Origin of the sequence: Sorangium sp. So ce693 (assembly GCF_051521375.1) — a bacterium.
Taxonomy (GTDB): Bacteria; Myxococcota_A; Polyangia; order Polyangiales; family Polyangiaceae; genus Sorangium; species Sorangium atrum.
Genome location: NZ_CP150347.1, coordinates 4861844 through 4878901, shown reverse-complemented (window position 1 = coordinate 4878901; position 17058 = coordinate 4861844). Strand labels below are relative to the sequence as shown.

Sequence of the window (17058 nt, the reverse complement as noted above, 5' to 3'; positions counted from 1 at the left end):
AGCTCGCCTCGCTCGACACTCTCGAAGATTTTCCGTAAAGCCGTGTCCATTTGCCCGCTCCCTCGCGTCAAAGTGCCTGCGCGGTCATTCGCGTCGCTTGTTCCGAGCTCAGCTCGCCCCGCTCGAGGCGGCTGAGGATGTCCCACAGATGGCGTTCGTCGTGCCTCGGCGCCGGGGTTTTCCCGTCCGCCCAGAAGCGCCGACGCCGAAACGGTTGAGGGGGGCGCTCTTGCCGTTGCGCCGGCACCGATCGAGGCGCTTCCTCCACGATCATGTGGCAGTTGGTGCCGCCGAAACCGAACGACGAGATCCCCGCCCGGCGCACTCCCTTGAGCGGGCGCCACTCCTGCGTGCCCCGGACCGGGTAGAACGGCGATTGCTCGAACTGGAATCGCGCGTGGGGCTCGTCGCAGTGGAGCGTCGCGGGGATTGTCCCGTGCTGGAGCGACAAGATCACCTTGATCAAGCTCGCGATCCCCGCGGCCCGCATCAGGTGCCCCACGCTGGATTTCACCGAACCGATGCCGCAGTACCGCTTCGCCTCGGTCTGCTTGGAGTACGCCTTGGAAGCGGCCTTGACCTCGATGGGATCGCCGAGCAGCGTCCCCGTGCCGTGCGCCTCGAGGTACGAAATGGTGTCAGCCGACACCGAGGCGTTGGCGAGCGCCAGCTCGATCACCGCCTCCTGCGCCGCCTGATTCGGCACGGTCAAGCCCATCGTGCGGCCGTCGTTATTGACCGCCGATCCCAGGATGACGCCGAGGATCCGGTCACCGTCCTTCACGGCCTGGTCGTATCGTTTGAGCAGAACGAGCCCCGCGCCCTCGCCGAGGACGAAGCCGTTCGCCTTCTCGTCGAAGACGCGGCAAACGCCGGTATCCGACAGGACGCTGGCGCGGCTGAACGATACGAACTGGCGGTCGTCCAGGAGGAGCCCGATGCCACCCGCAACAGCCATGTCCACGGACCCGTCGACCAGCGCATTGCAGGCGTCGTGCACGGCGATCAGCGCCGAGGCGCAGGCGGCGTCGATGGTCTGGGCCGCGCCTTTGAGGTTGTAGAAGTCGGCGACCCGGGCCGCGACCATGTTCGAAATGGTGCTCACGACGGCCTTGGCGAGCTGCTTGTCGCTCAGGTTGCCCTCGACCAGGTTGATGTAGCTGCTCTGCGACGCGCCGAGGAGCACGGCGATGTTTCGCCCCTCGATCTCGCTGCGTGCATACCCCGCCCGGTCAAACAACTCCTGGGTCAGCTCGAGCACGATGCGCTGCTGGGGATCCATCACCACCGCGTCCTCGTCGGCGACGCCGAAGAACTCGTTGTCGAAGAGATCCACGCCTTCGATGAAGCCGCCCCACTTCGAGTAGGATCTGCCGGCGCTCTTATCGGGGCTAAACGATCGACCGACGTCCCAGCGATCGGGCGGCACCTCGGTGACCAGGCACTTTTCGCCCCGCAAGTTCTCCCAGAACGACTCCGGGCTCGGGGAACCCGGGAAGCGGCAGGCCATCCCGATCACGGCGATCCGGCGATCGGGCGCCCGCTCAGCGGGCACCGGCGCGGCGGCAGGCGACCGCGAAGGCGCGATCGGATCCATGGACGGGGCCGGAGCTTCCGTCCGCACGCCGTTCGCCTTGGCGCTCGGCTCCCGGACAAAACCCTCGGCGACCAGCGCCTTCGCGAGCTGGTGGACGGTCGGATTCTCGAGGATCATGCTGGGCGGCACTGGCAAGTGGACGTGCTGCTCGATCGCCGACAGGATCTTCATCATGAGGATCGAATCGACCCCCAGCGTGTCGAACGGCGCGTCGGGGTCGACGTCGGCAGCGTCGAGCCCGAGGGTCGCCACGCAGATCTGAGTCAACATGGCGACAGCGGCCTGCTCTCGTTGACCGGGATCGCCGCCCGTCCGCTGCGGCGGGGGCTCGTGCATCGCCGCGACAGGCCCGCGCTCGATCGCGCCCGCAGTGACCGTTGATACCTTGACGTCGTCGCCTTCCAGGCCGAGGTAACGAGAGACGGCGGAGACGCGCCCGCGTGCCACGGCGACGCGCGGAACGCCCCGCGCGAGGATCGTCCGGAACGCGTCCATCCCCTCCCCCGTCTCGAGCGGCTCAAGACCGAACGCGTCTCGCAGCCGCTGCTCGATCTCGGCGGTGACCTGCATTCCGCCGTCCCGCCAGAGCGGCCAGTCGATGGCTACGGTGATCCCCGAGCATTCGCCTCTCTCGCGCTGCCCTTCGCGCCACGCCGCAAAGTGGCCGAGAAAGGCGTTGGCGGTCGCGTAGTCCACCTGGCCCACGTTCCCCTTCAGCGCCGCCAGCGACGAGAACGCGGCGAAGAAATCGAGATGATGGCGCGCGGTGGCTCGATGGAGGTGAACCGCGCCGAACACCTTCGGCGACAGGACGCGTTCGAAGTCTGCGCGTGTCTTGTTGACGAGAAGCGAATCGTTGAGCACGCCGGCCGCGTGGATGATTCCGCGCAGCGCGCCGAGCTTGTCTTGGATCGCCGGGATCAACGCGTCGACCTCGTCCGCGCATGCGACGTCGCAGGAGAAGTACTCGACGGCCGCCGCGCCCGCGCGGCGCAGCGGCTCGAGCTTGGCTTCGATCATCGGATCGCGGGCGTGCCGCCCGACGAGCGCGAGGCGGGCGCCGAACTCCGACGCGAGCCAATGCGCGACGTGACGACCCACGCCGCCCATGCCGCCCGTGACGAGGTAGACACCACCGGCGACCGGCGCCGCCGCGACCGCCGACGTGCCGGCAGCGTCGGCCTCCAGGCGTCGCACACCCATGAAGCGCGATTGCCGGGGATCGACCCACCGCACGTGGCGCGGCGCGCCCTTGCTGAACAGATCTCGTGCGAGCACGTCGACCAGCACCGACGGCGCACGGCACGCCTCTCCAAGCCCAACAACCCGGAGGTCGTAGTCCGGCTTTTCCCGGACGACGCTCTCCGCAAAACCAGCCATCATCGCGTCGGCGCCGGCCAGCGGGTCATCCGTAAGGTACGCATGCAGGAGGCGAAGCTTCCTCGTCCCTGCCCGAGCCGAGGCGGCGACGAGATCGAACGTCGCGAGCGGGCCCGTCGCTATTCTGTCCTCCAGCGATTCCCCGGCCCCGCCGCGTTGCGCGCCGTGGATGGACCAAAGGTTGAGCACGTGACTCACCGCGATGCCACCGGCCGCAAGAGCGCTCCACAGCCGAGCAAAGTCCTCCGGGCGGCTTGGGTCGACGCAGTATTCGGCCGGACCGAGCTGCGCGAACGGCGCGTCGGGGGTCACCGAGATGATCGGCATCCGATGCTGCCTCTCGGAACACCAGGATTGGAGTGCACTCGAGAGACCAGCCCGCCCCTCGAGCACCAGCACGCCACGCGCAGCGGCCAGGTCGATCGGCACCTCCCCCGCGGGGCGGTCGCGCCAGTCGACCTCACACAACACGACGCGCGGGCTCGTCGGCGCCTGGATGGATTGCGTCTTGTTCGCATACTTCCGAACGGTGAGATTCTCGATGCTGACCCGCACCTGCCCATCGAGCGCGATCAGCTTGAGATCGACCTGACGCGACAGGCTGGGACCGGGGCCTTTGGATGGTTTGACATCCACGACGACGTACAGTTCGGAGTCGACGGGCCCGTACACCTCCACGGCATCCATGCTGAACGGAACCGACGAACCTTCGCCCTCGTCCTGCGCGAACCCGATGAGACTTTGAAGCGCACCGTCGAGGAGACCGGCCACAACCAGCTCTCCGCCTCGCGAAGGACGCGCCTCGATCTTCGCCACGAGCTTGGTACCCGCGCGCTGAACCCATTGCAGCGTTCGGAAGCTCGGGCCGTAGTCGATCCCGAGCCGCGCGAACTTCGCGTAGATCTCCGCGCCCTTCAAGACCGTGACCGCCTGCTCGAGGAGGGGCGCGAGGGCCACCGGGGGCAGGATCCGGGCGAGGTCCCTCTCCTCCCAGGAGCCGCGGCAATGAACGACGGTTCGCCCCGCTTCGTCGGTCGAGCTAAAGACGAACCGTCCGGCCTCTTCAAGCGACAAACGAAGTCGCGGCGCCGAGCCGCGGACCCGGCAGGCATCGAGCCAGACGCACCCGAAGAGCCGGACGGCCCGCTTGCCGCCGCGTTCGAGCGCGGCGCGGATCAGCTCCAGATACTGCACCGCTGGAACGATCGACTGCCCGGCGATTCGATGATCGGCCAACGTCGGCTGCTCCTCGGAGAGCTCGAACGTCTCGACCCCATGGCTCGGTTCCAAAACCGGCGCCGCGAACGAACCGCGGGAGAGGCCAGCGCCGTTCTCATACGCACCGTTCTCGCGCGCACCATTGTGATGCGCACCGTTCTCCTGGACCCGGGGGCTCACTCGATGCGACGGAGCCAGAGCCGGAGACGCCTTGCTCGCCGAGTCATTGGACGACACCTCGATCCAGCACCGACGCCTCTGGAACGGGTAGCCGGGCAAGCTCAAGGGACGGGAGGTCTCTCCCTCGTGCAGAATCGCCCAATCGACGTCCAGCCCTCTCGCGTAGAGCGCCCCGAGGACCGTCAGCTTGCGCGCGTAGGTCGCATCGTCTAGGCCGTCTCGCCGCCGGACCTGCTCGATCACGATGGTGAGCACCTCCGTGAAAAGGAGCGCGTCGGAGGCGCTCGTCTCCTTGGCTGAAGCGGGCCCAAGGACGACGCGCGGCCCCGCCTCGCCGCGGCGAGCGGCCTCCAGCAATTCTTGGAGCTCGCTCACCGACGAGGCAATCAGCGCGACGCGATGTGCAAAATGCGCGCGGCGGCGGTTCAGCGTGTAGCTCAGAGCTTGAAGGTCGATACGGCCATCAGCCTCGGTCAAGGCCTCGGAGAGAGCCGCCAACCTCTGCCGGAGGGCGTCCGGCGTCCGCGCCGAGACCGCGAACAGATAAGCCGGTTTGGGCGTGCTCGGGGCGATCGGCAATGCAGGCGGCTCGTCCACGATCAAGTGGGCATTGGTGCCGCTGAACCCGAACGAGCTGATCGCGGAGCGCCGCGGCGCGCCCTGCGGCGCCTCCCATGCGGCTACCTCGGTCTGAACCGTGAACGGCGTCTCCTCGAAGGCGATGTGCCGATTCGAACGCTCGTAATGGAGCGATGGCACGAGGGTGCGGTGCTTCATGCACAGCAGCACCTTGATCAGGCTCACGACGCCGGCGGCGCCCGACGTGTGGCCGATGTTGCCTTTCACCGAGCCGAGCGCGCAGAAGCGCGACTTCTGCGTGAACGTGCGAAACGCGCCGCTGAGCGCCTCTACCTCGATCGGATCGCCGAGCTTGGTCCCCGTGCCGTGAGCCTCGACGTACTGGATGCTCTCCGGGTGAATCCCCGTCCTCTCATACAGCTCGACGAACAGCGCCTTCTGCGAGATCGAGCTCGGCGCCGTGATCCCGTTGGTCCTGCCGTCTTGATTCGTCAGAGACCCCCGAACGATCCCCCAGATCCTGTCTCCGTCGGCGATCGCGTCGCTCAAACGTTTCAAGACGACAACGCCGACCCCCTCGCTGGGAGCGATACCGTCGGCTCCGTCGTCGAACGGCGAGCACACCCCCCGGGGCGAGAGCATCCCGAGCTTGCTCATTCCGATGTACGACGACTCGGTCAGATAGCAGGTCACGCCGCCGGCGATCATCATATCGGTGTGCCGGTTCTTGAGCGACTCACACGCCAGATGAATGGCCACGAGAGACGATGAGCATGCCGTGTTGATGGTGAGCGCCGGGCCCTTGAGGTTCAGGAAGTACGACGGACGTGAGGCGAGCATCGACTCGGCGATGCCCGTCGTGCCGTGCTCGCTGGGGCTGGAGCCCGACCGGATGATCACCTCTTGGTAATCATTGTTCATGATTCCGGCGTAGACGCCCACACGCCTGCCGCGCACGTCGTCCGGCGTGTAGCCGGCGTCCTCGAGCGCCGACCAGCACTCCTCGAGAAAGAGGCGGTGCTGGGGATCGATCCAGCTCGCCTCGGCAGGCGAGATATTGAAGAAGAGCGGGTCGAACTTGTCGACGTCGTCGAGAAATCCCCCCCACTTGCTGTATGTTTTGCCCGGCGCGTGGCGATCCGGATCGAACCAGAGCTGCGGATCCCAACGCTCGTGGGGCACCTCTCGCACCGAGTCGCGACCTTGGTAGAGATTGACCCAGAACTCCCGCGCATCGCGCGCGCCGGGTACACGGCAAGAGAGCCCGACGACTGCGATCGGTTCGTCCGGATCCGCGGCGCGGGCCGCCGGTGCTTGGGCCGGCTCTTCACGCCGCACCTCCGAAGCCGCGCTCGGCGGCGCTTCACGCCGCACTGCCGGAGCCGCGCTCGGCGGCGCTTCACGCCGCACCTCCGGAGCCGTGCTCGGCGGCGCTTCACGCCGCACTTCCGACACCGCGCTCGGCGGCGCTTCACGCCGCACCTCCGGAGCCGCGCTCGGCGGCGCTTCACGCCGCACCTCCGACACGGCGCGATGCACGATCGGACGACTCCTGGACCCGTTGCTTTCCTCTGGTGAGCGGCCGCCCGCGTGGGACGCCTCTGCGAGGATCTCCGCGACGTGCTCGGCGAGGTCGGCGATGCTGGGATAGCTGTAAAGAATACTCGCCGGCAGCTCGGTTCCCCACGCCTGATTGCAGCGCTTGACGATCTCGACGCCCAGGATCGAGTCGACCCCTATCTCTGCGAAGGCCGCCGCGTCCTTCAAGTCGTTCGGCGAGACGAGGAGCCCTGCCGCCACGACCTCACGAAGCTCTCTACGGATTTCGGCCTGCGCGCGCGTCGGAGGCGGCGCGGTCCGGGGGGCCGCGCTCTCCGCCGGGGGCGTGTCCACCTCCGCCGGGGGCGCGTCCACGATGGACGATGGCGCAGGGCCGGCGATGCCCACTGGCTTCAGGGAAATGCGCGACCCCCGAGGCGCTTCGACTCCAGGGCCGTCGATGTGCTCCGCCAGCGCGCGGATCGAGGGCAGGTCGTAAAGAGCCGTGCTCTTCAGCTCCACGCCGAATGCGCGGTTGACCTTCTTCACGACTTCGACCGCGAGGATCGAGTCGATCCCGAGCTCGGAGAACGATGCATCGGCGTCCAACTGCTCGTGGCTCAGCAGCAGTTCGTCGGCCACAATCTGCTTCAGGCGGCTGCTCGTGCTCACTTTCGCGCGCTCCAATCGATGTAGGTCACGGAGTTTCACTCCGAATGGTCTTCAAACGAATCTTGTGGTGAGAATCACCATTGAGCGCGGACGCTGGCGCTTTGTCAGACGGCGCTCCGCGGGGGACCGTGAGCGCTTTGAGCGGGCGTCTGGATTGCTGCGCAGGCACGGCCGGCAACACCGCCGGCGGCGACGCAGACAGCTCGTCGAACCAATAACGAATCCGCTCGAAGGGGTAACCGGGAATCGAGATGCGGCGCACCGCCTCGCCCTCGTACAGGAGCTGCCAGTCGAGTTCCGCGCCGGCCACGTAGGCATCGGCGATCGACGCGAGCGCAGGCCGGTCGCCCCGGCTCGCCGACGCGAGCGCCGTTCTCGGGTCGCGCGATCCATCTCGGGCGTTCAGCGCCGCGGCGTCCGCCTTCCCGCGAGCGGGCGCGGGCAAGTCGGGAGCGCTCTGAACCCGGTCGCGCTCCGCGACCAGGCGCTCCTCGAGCTCGTGGCGCGTCGACGCGACGATCGCACAACGGTGCGCGTGGTGAGCCCGCCCGGCGTTCAGCGTAAAGCTCAGCGCCCCGAGATCGACGTCCGCCTGGGAGCCGAGCCACTCGAGCAGATCGGTGATGCGGCGTGAGAGCTGCGAGGGCTTCCTGGCCGATACACAGAAAACATAGGCCGGTCGGCCGGCCGTCCGGCGCGGTACGTCGGGTGACTCCTCCAGGACAACATGCGCGTTCACGCCTCCGAAGCCGAACGAGCTCACGCCAGCGCGCCGCGGGATGTCGTCGTTTATCCGCGTCCACTCGATGGTGTCCGCGTGGACGAAGAAGGCGCTGTCGTCGAGCTGGATATACGGGTTCAGGGTCTTGAAGTGCACGTTCCCGGGGAGCTTGTGATGGCGGAAAGCCAAGAGGGCCTTGAGGAGCCCGGCCATTCCAGCGGCGGCTTCGAGGTGCCCGACGTTCGTCTTCACGGCTCCGAGCGCGCAGTAACCTCTCGTGGAGAGCGCGCCCTCCGGCGGGAATACCAGCTTGAGCGCGTCGATCTCGACCGGATCTCCGAGGCTCGTCCCCGTGCCGTGCGTTTCGAGGTACGTGATCGTCCGCGGATCAACCTTCGCCTTTTCGAGCGCGCGCCGGATGACCGCCGCCTGGGCCGGGGCGCGGGGCGCGGTCATCGAGTTGGCGCGACCGCCGTGATTGGTGGCGATCCCCTTGATGACGCCGTAGACAGAATCGCCGTCGGCCAGCGCTCGAGCGAGCGGCTTGAGCACGACCGCGCCGGACCCTTCCCCCTTCACGTAACCGTCGGCGGCGGCATCAAACGTCCGGCAACGTCCAGTGGGCGACAGGATCCCCAACCGGCTGGACACGACGTACGACCGCGGATTGACGATGACGCTCGCCGCGCCGGCGAGCGCGATCTCGCACTCGCCGGTCTCGAGCGCCTGCACGGCTCGATGCAAGGCTACGAGCCCAGATGAACACGCCGTATCAATCGTCTCGCTCGGCCCGACCAGGTCGAGCAGGAATGAGATGCGATTGGCGAGCATGCTGCTGTAGTTGCCGGTCGCCATATACGCGTGCGATTCGCCTTGCGCGGCGAGGAGGCTCTGATACTCGCCGAAGTTCATCCCCCCGAAGACGCCGACCGATCGCCCGGCAAGCGAGCTGGTCGAGTATCCGGCGTCTTCGAACGCGTGATACGCGACCTCGAGGAAGACGCGTTGCTGCGGATCCATCAACGCCGCTTCACGCCGGTTGATCCCGAAGAAATCCGCGTCGAATTTATCGACATCTCCGTGGAACGCCCCCCATTTCGAGACCGACTGCGCGACGCCCTCGCCGAAGTACTGCCGCCAGTCCCAGCGCGCGGCAGGGACCTCGGTTACGAGATCGCGCCGCGCCACGAGGTGTTGCCAGAACGCATCGAGATCGCGCGACTGCGGCATCGCGCCGCTCATTCCGATAATGGCAATTCCTTCGGGTTGAGCCGCGGGCGCGCCGCGGAACGAGCCACGCGGCGGCGGCGGCGCAGCGGCGGCCGAGGCGGGCGTGGCTCCTGTACCGGCGCCCGCGGCGCCGGTGGCCGAGGGCGGATCGAGATCGACTGCAGCCGGGGGCGCTGCGGCGGCGACGCGGCCGTTGGTCCCCTGCACCGGGGTGGTCGGAGGGGCGCCCGACGAGGAATGGATCGTCGGGGAATGTGCGGCCTCCACGTGGTGCGCCAGCGCCCGGAGCGTCTCGTACGAGAAGACGACGCTGGGCATCAGCTTTACTCCGAGCCGCGAATTCGCCTTCTCGACGAACGTCTTGAGCGAGATTGAATCAAGCCCCAGATTCGAGAACGTCTCGGCGGAGTCGATGTCCGCCTCCGGGAGCTTCAGTTGAGCGCCCACGAGCGCGCGGAGCTCCTCCTCGATCGCGACGGCCGACGGACCAGGGGTGCGCCCGGCACTCTCCGCCCCATCCGCGGCCTCGACGGTGGACACCGCGGACTGCTTCACGGTCGTGTCCGCCGCCGCGCCCGCGTCGAGCTCGCGTTCGCACGCGCGTGACAGCGTCTGTTCGAACAGCGCTCCGTCGCCGTCGATCACCATCAGGTGGGGCCGGCCGAGACCAAGGCAGCGCTCGAACGCCTCGATGCCGCGCGCGCTTGGGAGGGGGACGAGCCCCTGCGCCTCGCGCATCCAGCGCGCGAGCGCCGCCATCTGCGCCGGGCCCGGCTTCATGCCCCCATCCTCCCAAAGCGGCCAGCTGATCGCGGCGATACGCGGCCCCGGAGCGCCGGCGCGGGCAGCGGCAAATGCGTCGAGGAACGCGTTTGCAAATGCGTAGTCCACGTTCTCCGGATTTCCGATGACAGAGGAGATCGACGAGAACAGCGCGATAAAATCGATCCGGCGCGAGCCGACCGCGTGCAGCAGGTTCAACGTCCCCTGCACCTTCGGCGCGAGCACCGTGCGCGCCTCCTCGACGGCCTTCCGTTTGATCGGCGCGGCCGCGCCCACGCCCGCGGCGTGGACGATGCCGTGAAGGGCGCCGAACCGCCGCTCGGCGAGCTCGACGACGCCGATCGCCTGTTCTGCGATCGTGACGTCCGCGGGGACGTAGACGACTTCCGCCCCGAGCGCGGCGAGCCGCTCGATGTGGCGCTCCTTGCCTCCGTCCAGCGGTGCACGTCCGACGAGCACCAGCTTGGCGCGGTACGCCCGCGCGAGGTGCTCGGCAACGATGAGCCCAAGCCCTCCGCAGCCGCCCGTGATCACATAGACGCCGCCCTCTCGAACGCCAGCCGAGGCGGGCTCGGCGCTCACCCGCTCGAACCGCTCGATCGCGCGGCGCTCACTCGAGTACCGCACGCGCACGCCGCGGGTCGAGCCGTTCTCCAGCTCTCTTACCAACGTTGCGGCCACCGCGTTCGGAGGCGCCGCCGCGCCGCCAAAGGCAACGACCCACATGTCGAGCGCGGGATGCTCGAGCGCGACCGACTTGACGAACCCGACCATCGCCGCGTACACAGGCTGCGGTCCCTCGGCCTCCCGATAGCCGAACAGAAAGCGGACCTGACGCCTTCGCGCTACGAGGCCGCGAGCGAGGAAGAGCACTGAATAGAAGCTCTCGTCGAGCTGCGCATCGACTGCTCGCACTTCCGGCGAGAATCGGTGTTGCGCCCACAGGTGCGCCACGGCCGCGCAGCCTCCGTGGTCTCCCTCGATCGACGACAAAAGCCGCTCGTAGCCTTCGGGATCACCCGGATCGAGCTCGTACCGCAGCGCATCGACGCGGCGGTATTCCCGCCCCTGCTCGACGAGAACGACGGGGCGACCGCCGAGGTGGCGGCTCACGCGGGGGGCGAGCGCATCATCGACATCGAAGAGAAGAACGGCGCCGGGCGGCAGCGCGTGCGCGCCGGCCGCGGGCAAAGGAGCGTCCACGAACCTCGGCTCGTAGTAGCCGAGGTCGGTCCCGCACGCGATCGCCGCGCCCCGCGCGCCGCTCGCCTCGAGCCAGTGTCGCCGCTTCTCGAACGGATAGGAAGGCAACGGCACATGTCGAATTCTCGCGGTCCCGAAGATCGCGCCGAAGTCCACCCGCTTGCCCCGGCAATAGAGCTCGCTGAGGGCGAGCAACAGGCTGCGATATCGCTCGGGCGTCAGATCGCCGCGCGCCACCGTCGTCGCGAGATACTCCGAGAGCTCGTCCAGCAACGGCTCCGAGCCGTCCTTGCCGCTCGCGGCGGTCCCGCTCACGACAGCGGCGCACGGGCGCCCCTCCAGCCGGTGCGCGAGCGCCTCGTCGAGCTCATCGTAAGATTTCACGACCAGCGCGCAGGTGTGCGTGAAGTGGCTGCGCGTCATGGCGAGGTTGAAGCTCAGCTCTCCAAGCGTCACCTCCGAGCGGTGCTGTCCGATCCATCGCCGGAGGTCGCGCAGCCGTTCTTTGAGCGACCATTCGCTCTTCGCGGAGAGCACGAGCATCGAATACGGCCTCTCAGGAGGCGGGCCCGAAGGCGCCGGCGGAGGGGCCTCCTCCACGATGACGTGCGCGTTGGCCCCGCCGAATCCGAACGAGCTCACTCCCGCGCAGCGCGGAACCCGTCGGCCAGAAGCGTCGAGTCCACTCGTCCACGGCCGCGGGCGGTCGGCGATGAAAAAAGGAGAGCCCTCAAGGTTGATGTACGGATTGACGGTCTCGACGTGCAGGGTCCGAGGGATCATCTGATGCCGCAGCGCCAAGATGACCTTCACGAGCCCGGCGATGCCGGCTGCGGGCTCGAGATGACCGATGTTGCTCTTCACGGACCCGAGCCCGCACGACGCCGACGCGGTGGCGCCGCCTTCAGCGAACGCTTGCTTCAAGCCGTCGATCTCGACCGGATCGCCCAGCTCCGTCCCCGTGCCGTGGGTCTCGACGTAGCTTACGCTCCCGGCGCCGAGCCCTGCGTCGGCGAGCGCGCGGAGGATCACGTCGCGCTGCGACGCCGAGTTCGGCGCGGTCAGGGACGTGGCTCTGCCGCCGTGGTTGACCGCGCTGCCACGTAGGACGGCGTGGATCGGATCGCCGTCGCGAAGCGCCTTCGAGAGCGGCTTGAGGACGAGGGCGCCGGCCCCTTCGCCCTTGACGTAGCCGTTGGCTCGCGCGTCGAAGGTCTTGCAGCGCCCGTCCGGAGACAGAATGCGCATCTGACTGGGGTAGACGAACCCGAGCGGCGAGAGCATCAGGCTCACGGCGCCGACGATCGCCATCTCGCATTCGTTCCGGCGCAGCGCGCACAGGGCGCGATGCACGGCGACGAGCGCGCTCGAGCAGGCCGTGCTCACGACCTCACTGGGGCCCCTGAGATCGAGCAAGTACGAGATCCGGTTCACCAGGAGCGCGTCAATGTTCCCCGTTACGCGGAACGCGTCGCGCTCGCGGTGCGCCTCCAGCACCTCCTGGTACTCGCTGACTTGCGTTCCACCGAATACGCCGACGCTCCGGCCCGCGAGGGCCAGCGGATCGTGGCAGGCGTTCTCGATCGCGCTCCACACGACTTGCAGGAAGAGCCGGTGCTGCGGATCCATGAGCTCCGCCTCGCGCGGCGATATGCGGAAGAACGCCGCATCGAAGCAGTCGACGTCCGCGACGAACCCTCCCCATTTCGAATTCGTCTTCTGTGGGTCGCGCGTGGAGTCGCCGAAGAAGGCGCGGGAGTCCCAGCGCTCCCGCGGCACCTCCGTCACGAGGTCGTCCCCCGCCGCGAGGTGCGCCCACAGCTCGTCGACGTCCTTCGACTGGGGAAATACGCCGGCCATCCCGATCACGGCGATCGGCTCCGAGCCCGCCGGCGCGGTGCCGAGCGGCGGATCCCCCCCTCGCAGCGAGCCTTCTTGCCACCCCTCTTCTCGTCCCAGATCGCTTCGTCCCGGCTCTGTTCGTTTCACTTCTTCTCGTCCCGAGCGGGCGCCCTGCATCGCCGGTTCCGTCGCCGTCGTGAGTTTCTCCACGGGAGAACTCTCTGGCTCACCGGCGGGTTTCAGAAGATTGGGCCACTTCGTGATCAGGTAATCGGCGAGAGCGTGCAACGTTCCATATTGGAAGAAGAGATTGGGCGTGATCGGCAGCGAATAGGTTCGCGAGAGGCGCGACGCGAGCTCCTTGAGCGACAACGAGTCGAATCCGAACTCGGTGAGCGGCGCGCGCGGGTCGATGGACGATTCGGGTTCCTTGAGAATGCGCGCCGCGAGCTCCACGAGCGCGCGCTCGATCGATGCGGATCCCTGCGCTGACGGCCTCGATTGCGTCGGCCCCGACGGCACCGGCGTGTCCACAGACAACGACGCTGCCGGCTCGTCGGGCTCACCCTGTCGCTCGGCCCGCGCCGCCGCCGCCAACATGGGCCTTACCTTGCTCAACTCCCCTTCCGTCACGACGATGTGAGCCTCGCCCAACCCCAGGGAGAGCTCGAAGGCGCGCAGGCCGGACGCGGCCGACAACGGCACCAAACCTTGCGTCTTTCGCATCCACGCGATCCACGCCTTCTTGGCTTCCTCCGCGGGCCCCATCGCTCCGTCCGCCCAGAACGGCCAGGCGATCGAGAGGCTGAGCCCGGGCCGTCGCGCCAATGCGCGCGCCCGCATGAAGCCATCGAGGAAGCCGTTCGCCGCCGCGTACGCCGAATAACCGGCCGTCCCGGCAGCGGCCGCCAACGACGAGAACCCGACGAAGAGGTCGAGCGGAAGATGTCTCGTCGCGCGATCGAGGTGGATGACTCCCTCCGCCTTGACGGCCAGCAATCGCTCGAGCTCGATGGCGTCGAGATCGAGCACCGGCTTCGAGCCGCCCACGCCGGCGACGTGCAACACCCCGTGCACTGTCCCGAACGCGGCGACCCCGCGCCGCACGGCGGCCTCGACCTGGTCGAGGCGCGTCACGTCGCATTCGAGCGCCAGAACGTCGCCTTCTCGCGAGCCCGACGGCGGCGCTTTCGTCGGCAGCCGACGACCGAGAAGCACGAGCTTCGCTTGCCATTCGGTCGCCAACCATTCGGCGAATCGGCGGCCGAGCGCGCCGAAGGCGCCGGAGACGATGTAGACGCCGCCCCGCCGCAAGGGAACGGGCGACGGCGCGGCCTCGAGCGGAACATAGCTCTTGACCGAGCGCCTCCGCATCCCATCATAGCGAACCTCGAACGCAGCGTCGCCGGAGAGGACCTCGCGAGCCAAGAGCGACGCGCGGGCGGACGCGTCCAGATCAGGAGAAAGCTCTAGGACGCGGCAATAGAACGAGGCATGCTCCGCGAGCGCCGATTTCGCCCACGCGGCAGCCGCCGCGGCCAGCGGGGCTGACGACGGCCCCACGTGAACGGCGAGCACATCGATCGTCCGGTGCGGCGCCGCTCGAATCAAGGCCTGCGAGAGCCTCCATAACGAGCCGAGCGCCATCCGGTAGTGGCGAGCGCAGTCAGCCGATTCCTGGTCGACGTCCGGGGCACACCAGATCACCCGCTGCGGAAATCGATTCTCCGTGCGCAACCTATCTATCGCGGTCGCGTAATTGGTCTCATCGCCGGCGAGAACGGCAACGTCGAGCCCCGGCCATCGGGCGCGAAGCTCTCGCGCGTATTCCTGCCCGCCGACGACGAGAAGGGCGCCGGCCGGTTGGATGCTATCGACGGACAGCTCGGAGTGCACAAAGGCCGGGCCGAAGAACCCCAGGCTGATGTCCTGCTCGGGTTTTGGAATCCAGAACCGCTCTCCCTCGAAGGGGTAGCCCGGCATCGGTATCCGGCGGCGTTCCTGGCCCAAGAAGAGCCTGGCCCAGTCGATTACGCGGCCACGGACGAACGCCGCCGCGATCCCCTCGAGCGCGCGACCGAGCCGGCTCGAATCCGACATCGCGCTTGCCGCCGCTTCGACCGCCGCGTCGTGAACGGCGTCCGCGGCGCGCTCCGCGTCGAGGAATCCCTGGGGTCGTTCGCCGCGATCGACCGCGGTCAACGCCGCCTTCAGCTCCGCGAGCGACCCGACGACAAACGCGCAGCGCTTGGAGAAATTACTCCCGCTCATGTTGATCGTGAAGGCGACGTCGGCAAGCGCGTAGGTGTCACCCACGTCGTCGAGCCACGATCGCAGCGCACGTATCCGTGCCAACAGCGCCCGCTCCGTCTTCGCGGAGAGCGCGATGACCTCGGCGGTAGAGGATTCCACCTTTCGAGGCGATCGCTCCGGCGCCTCCTCGAGCACAATGTGCGCGTTGGTCCCGCCGAACCCGAATGAGCTGACCCCGGCGCGCCGAGGTATGGGATGTCGGTTCTCCCTCGCCCTGCGCTCCCACGGCGTGAGTCGGGTGACGATCGAGAGCCGAGTCCCGTTGAGCTTCAGATACGGATTGACGGTCTCGAGATGCAGCAACGGCGGCAGCTCCCGACGCCAGAGAGCTAGCAGGACCTTGACGACGCCTGCGACGCCGGCCGCCGCTTCCAGGTGCCCGATGTTCGTCTTCAGCGATCCGATGCGGCAGCGCTCGCCCTCCGACGCGCACTCCCAGGGGACCCCGAAGTGCCGGAACACACCCTTGATGCCGTCGATTTCGATGGGGTCGCCGAGCTCGGTGCCGGTACCGTGCGCCTCGATGTAGCCCAGCGTCTCCGGCCGGATACGCGCGCGCTCGAGCGCGTCGATGATGACCCGGCTCTGCGCCCCCGCTTCCGGGGCGGTGAGCGAGCTCACCTTGCCGCCGTGATTGACGGCGCTCCCCTTGATGACGCCGTACACGTGATCGCCGTCGGCCAGCGCTCGGTCGAGCGGCTTGAGGAGCAACACCGCGACGCCCTCGCCCTTCACGTAACCGTCTGCGCGCGCGTCGAATGTCCGGCAGCGCCCCGTCGTAGAAAGGACCCCGAGCTGCGCCGTCACGACCTGCGCCTTGGGGCTGAGGTTGAGGCTGACGCCGCCTGCCAGCGCGGCTTCGCACTCGCCGTTCTGAATCGCCTGCACGGCCCGATGGATCGCCACGAGCGAGCTCGAGCAGGCCGTGTCGACGGTCTCGCTTGGGCCGCGCAGATCGAGGAGATACGAGACGCGGTTCGTCAGAATCGACTGGGAATTACCCGTTCCAGTGTACCCGTCGTAGATCCGCGCACCGAAGACGAGATCCTCATAGCCGTGGAATTGCGCGCCGGCGAAGACGCCGACCCGGCGCCCCGCGAACGCGCGCGGCGAATAGCCCCCGTCCTCGATGGCGTGCCAAGCGTTCTCGAGGAACAGGCGATGCTGCGGGTCCATGACCTCGGCTTCCCGCCGCGAGATCCCGAAAAAGGCAGCGTCGAAGCGATCGACGTCGCGAACGAAAGCCCCCCAACGTGGCACGGCCTTCGCCAGGTCTCCGTCCTGCGCGTCGAAGGTGGAGAAGTCCAAGCGGTCGGTCGGCGCTTCGGTCACGGAATCTCTCGCCTCGACGAGGTTCCGCCAGAAGGCCTGGAGGTCCGGCGCGTCGGGAAACATCCCGCTCATCCCGACGACGGCGACGTCAGCCGGGCGGCTCGCGTCGGGGGCGCTTTGCCGGACGAGATCGAGCGGCTCGAGCCTTCGCCCTCGAAACCCTTCGAATCGGCGCGTCTTGCCGGACGCTCGATCCGGCGCGTCCGCCACGACCTGGTGCTCCGAGAGGATATGCGCGGTCAAGCGCGCGATGCTGTCGTGCGTGAAGAACGTGCTCGGAGCGAGATCGATTTGCAGCTCGTCGCTGATCGCGCGCGCGTAAGCCTTGAGCATGATCGAGTCGAAGCCGTGCTCGGGCAGCGTGCGCGCTGGATCAGCGGCGCCCTGCCCCCGCTTGAGGAGCGCATCGGCGATCCGACAGAGCACCGCCTGAACGCGCACGAACGTTTGATCTCGCGTCTCCTGCATG

The 17058-nt window shown here is 67.9% G+C and carries 2 protein-coding genes; both read right to left on the bottom strand.

What is annotated here, in order from left to right; genetic code table 11:
• Window positions 1-67: 67 nt before the first annotated feature.
• Complete coding sequence (locus WMF14_RS18275; RefSeq protein ID WP_437802546.1) at window positions 68-7165, bottom strand: SDR family NAD(P)-dependent oxidoreductase; 7098 nt, start codon at window positions 7163-7165, stop codon at window positions 68-70.
• A gap of 25 nt (window positions 7166-7190) precedes the next feature.
• The gene (locus tag WMF14_RS18270) at window positions 7191-17057 is read right to left on the bottom strand and encodes an SDR family NAD(P)-dependent oxidoreductase (RefSeq protein WP_437802545.1); all 9867 of its coding nucleotides are present in this window, start codon (window positions 17055-17057) and stop codon (window positions 7191-7193) included.
• Window position 17058 lies beyond the last annotated feature (1 nt).

What these genes read in the sequence shown, in the direction of transcription:
- WMF14_RS18270 (WP_437802545.1), bottom strand. Translation starts at nt 17,057, where the DNA reads ATGCAGGAGACGCGAGATCAAACGTTCGTGCGCGTTCAGGCGGTGCTC.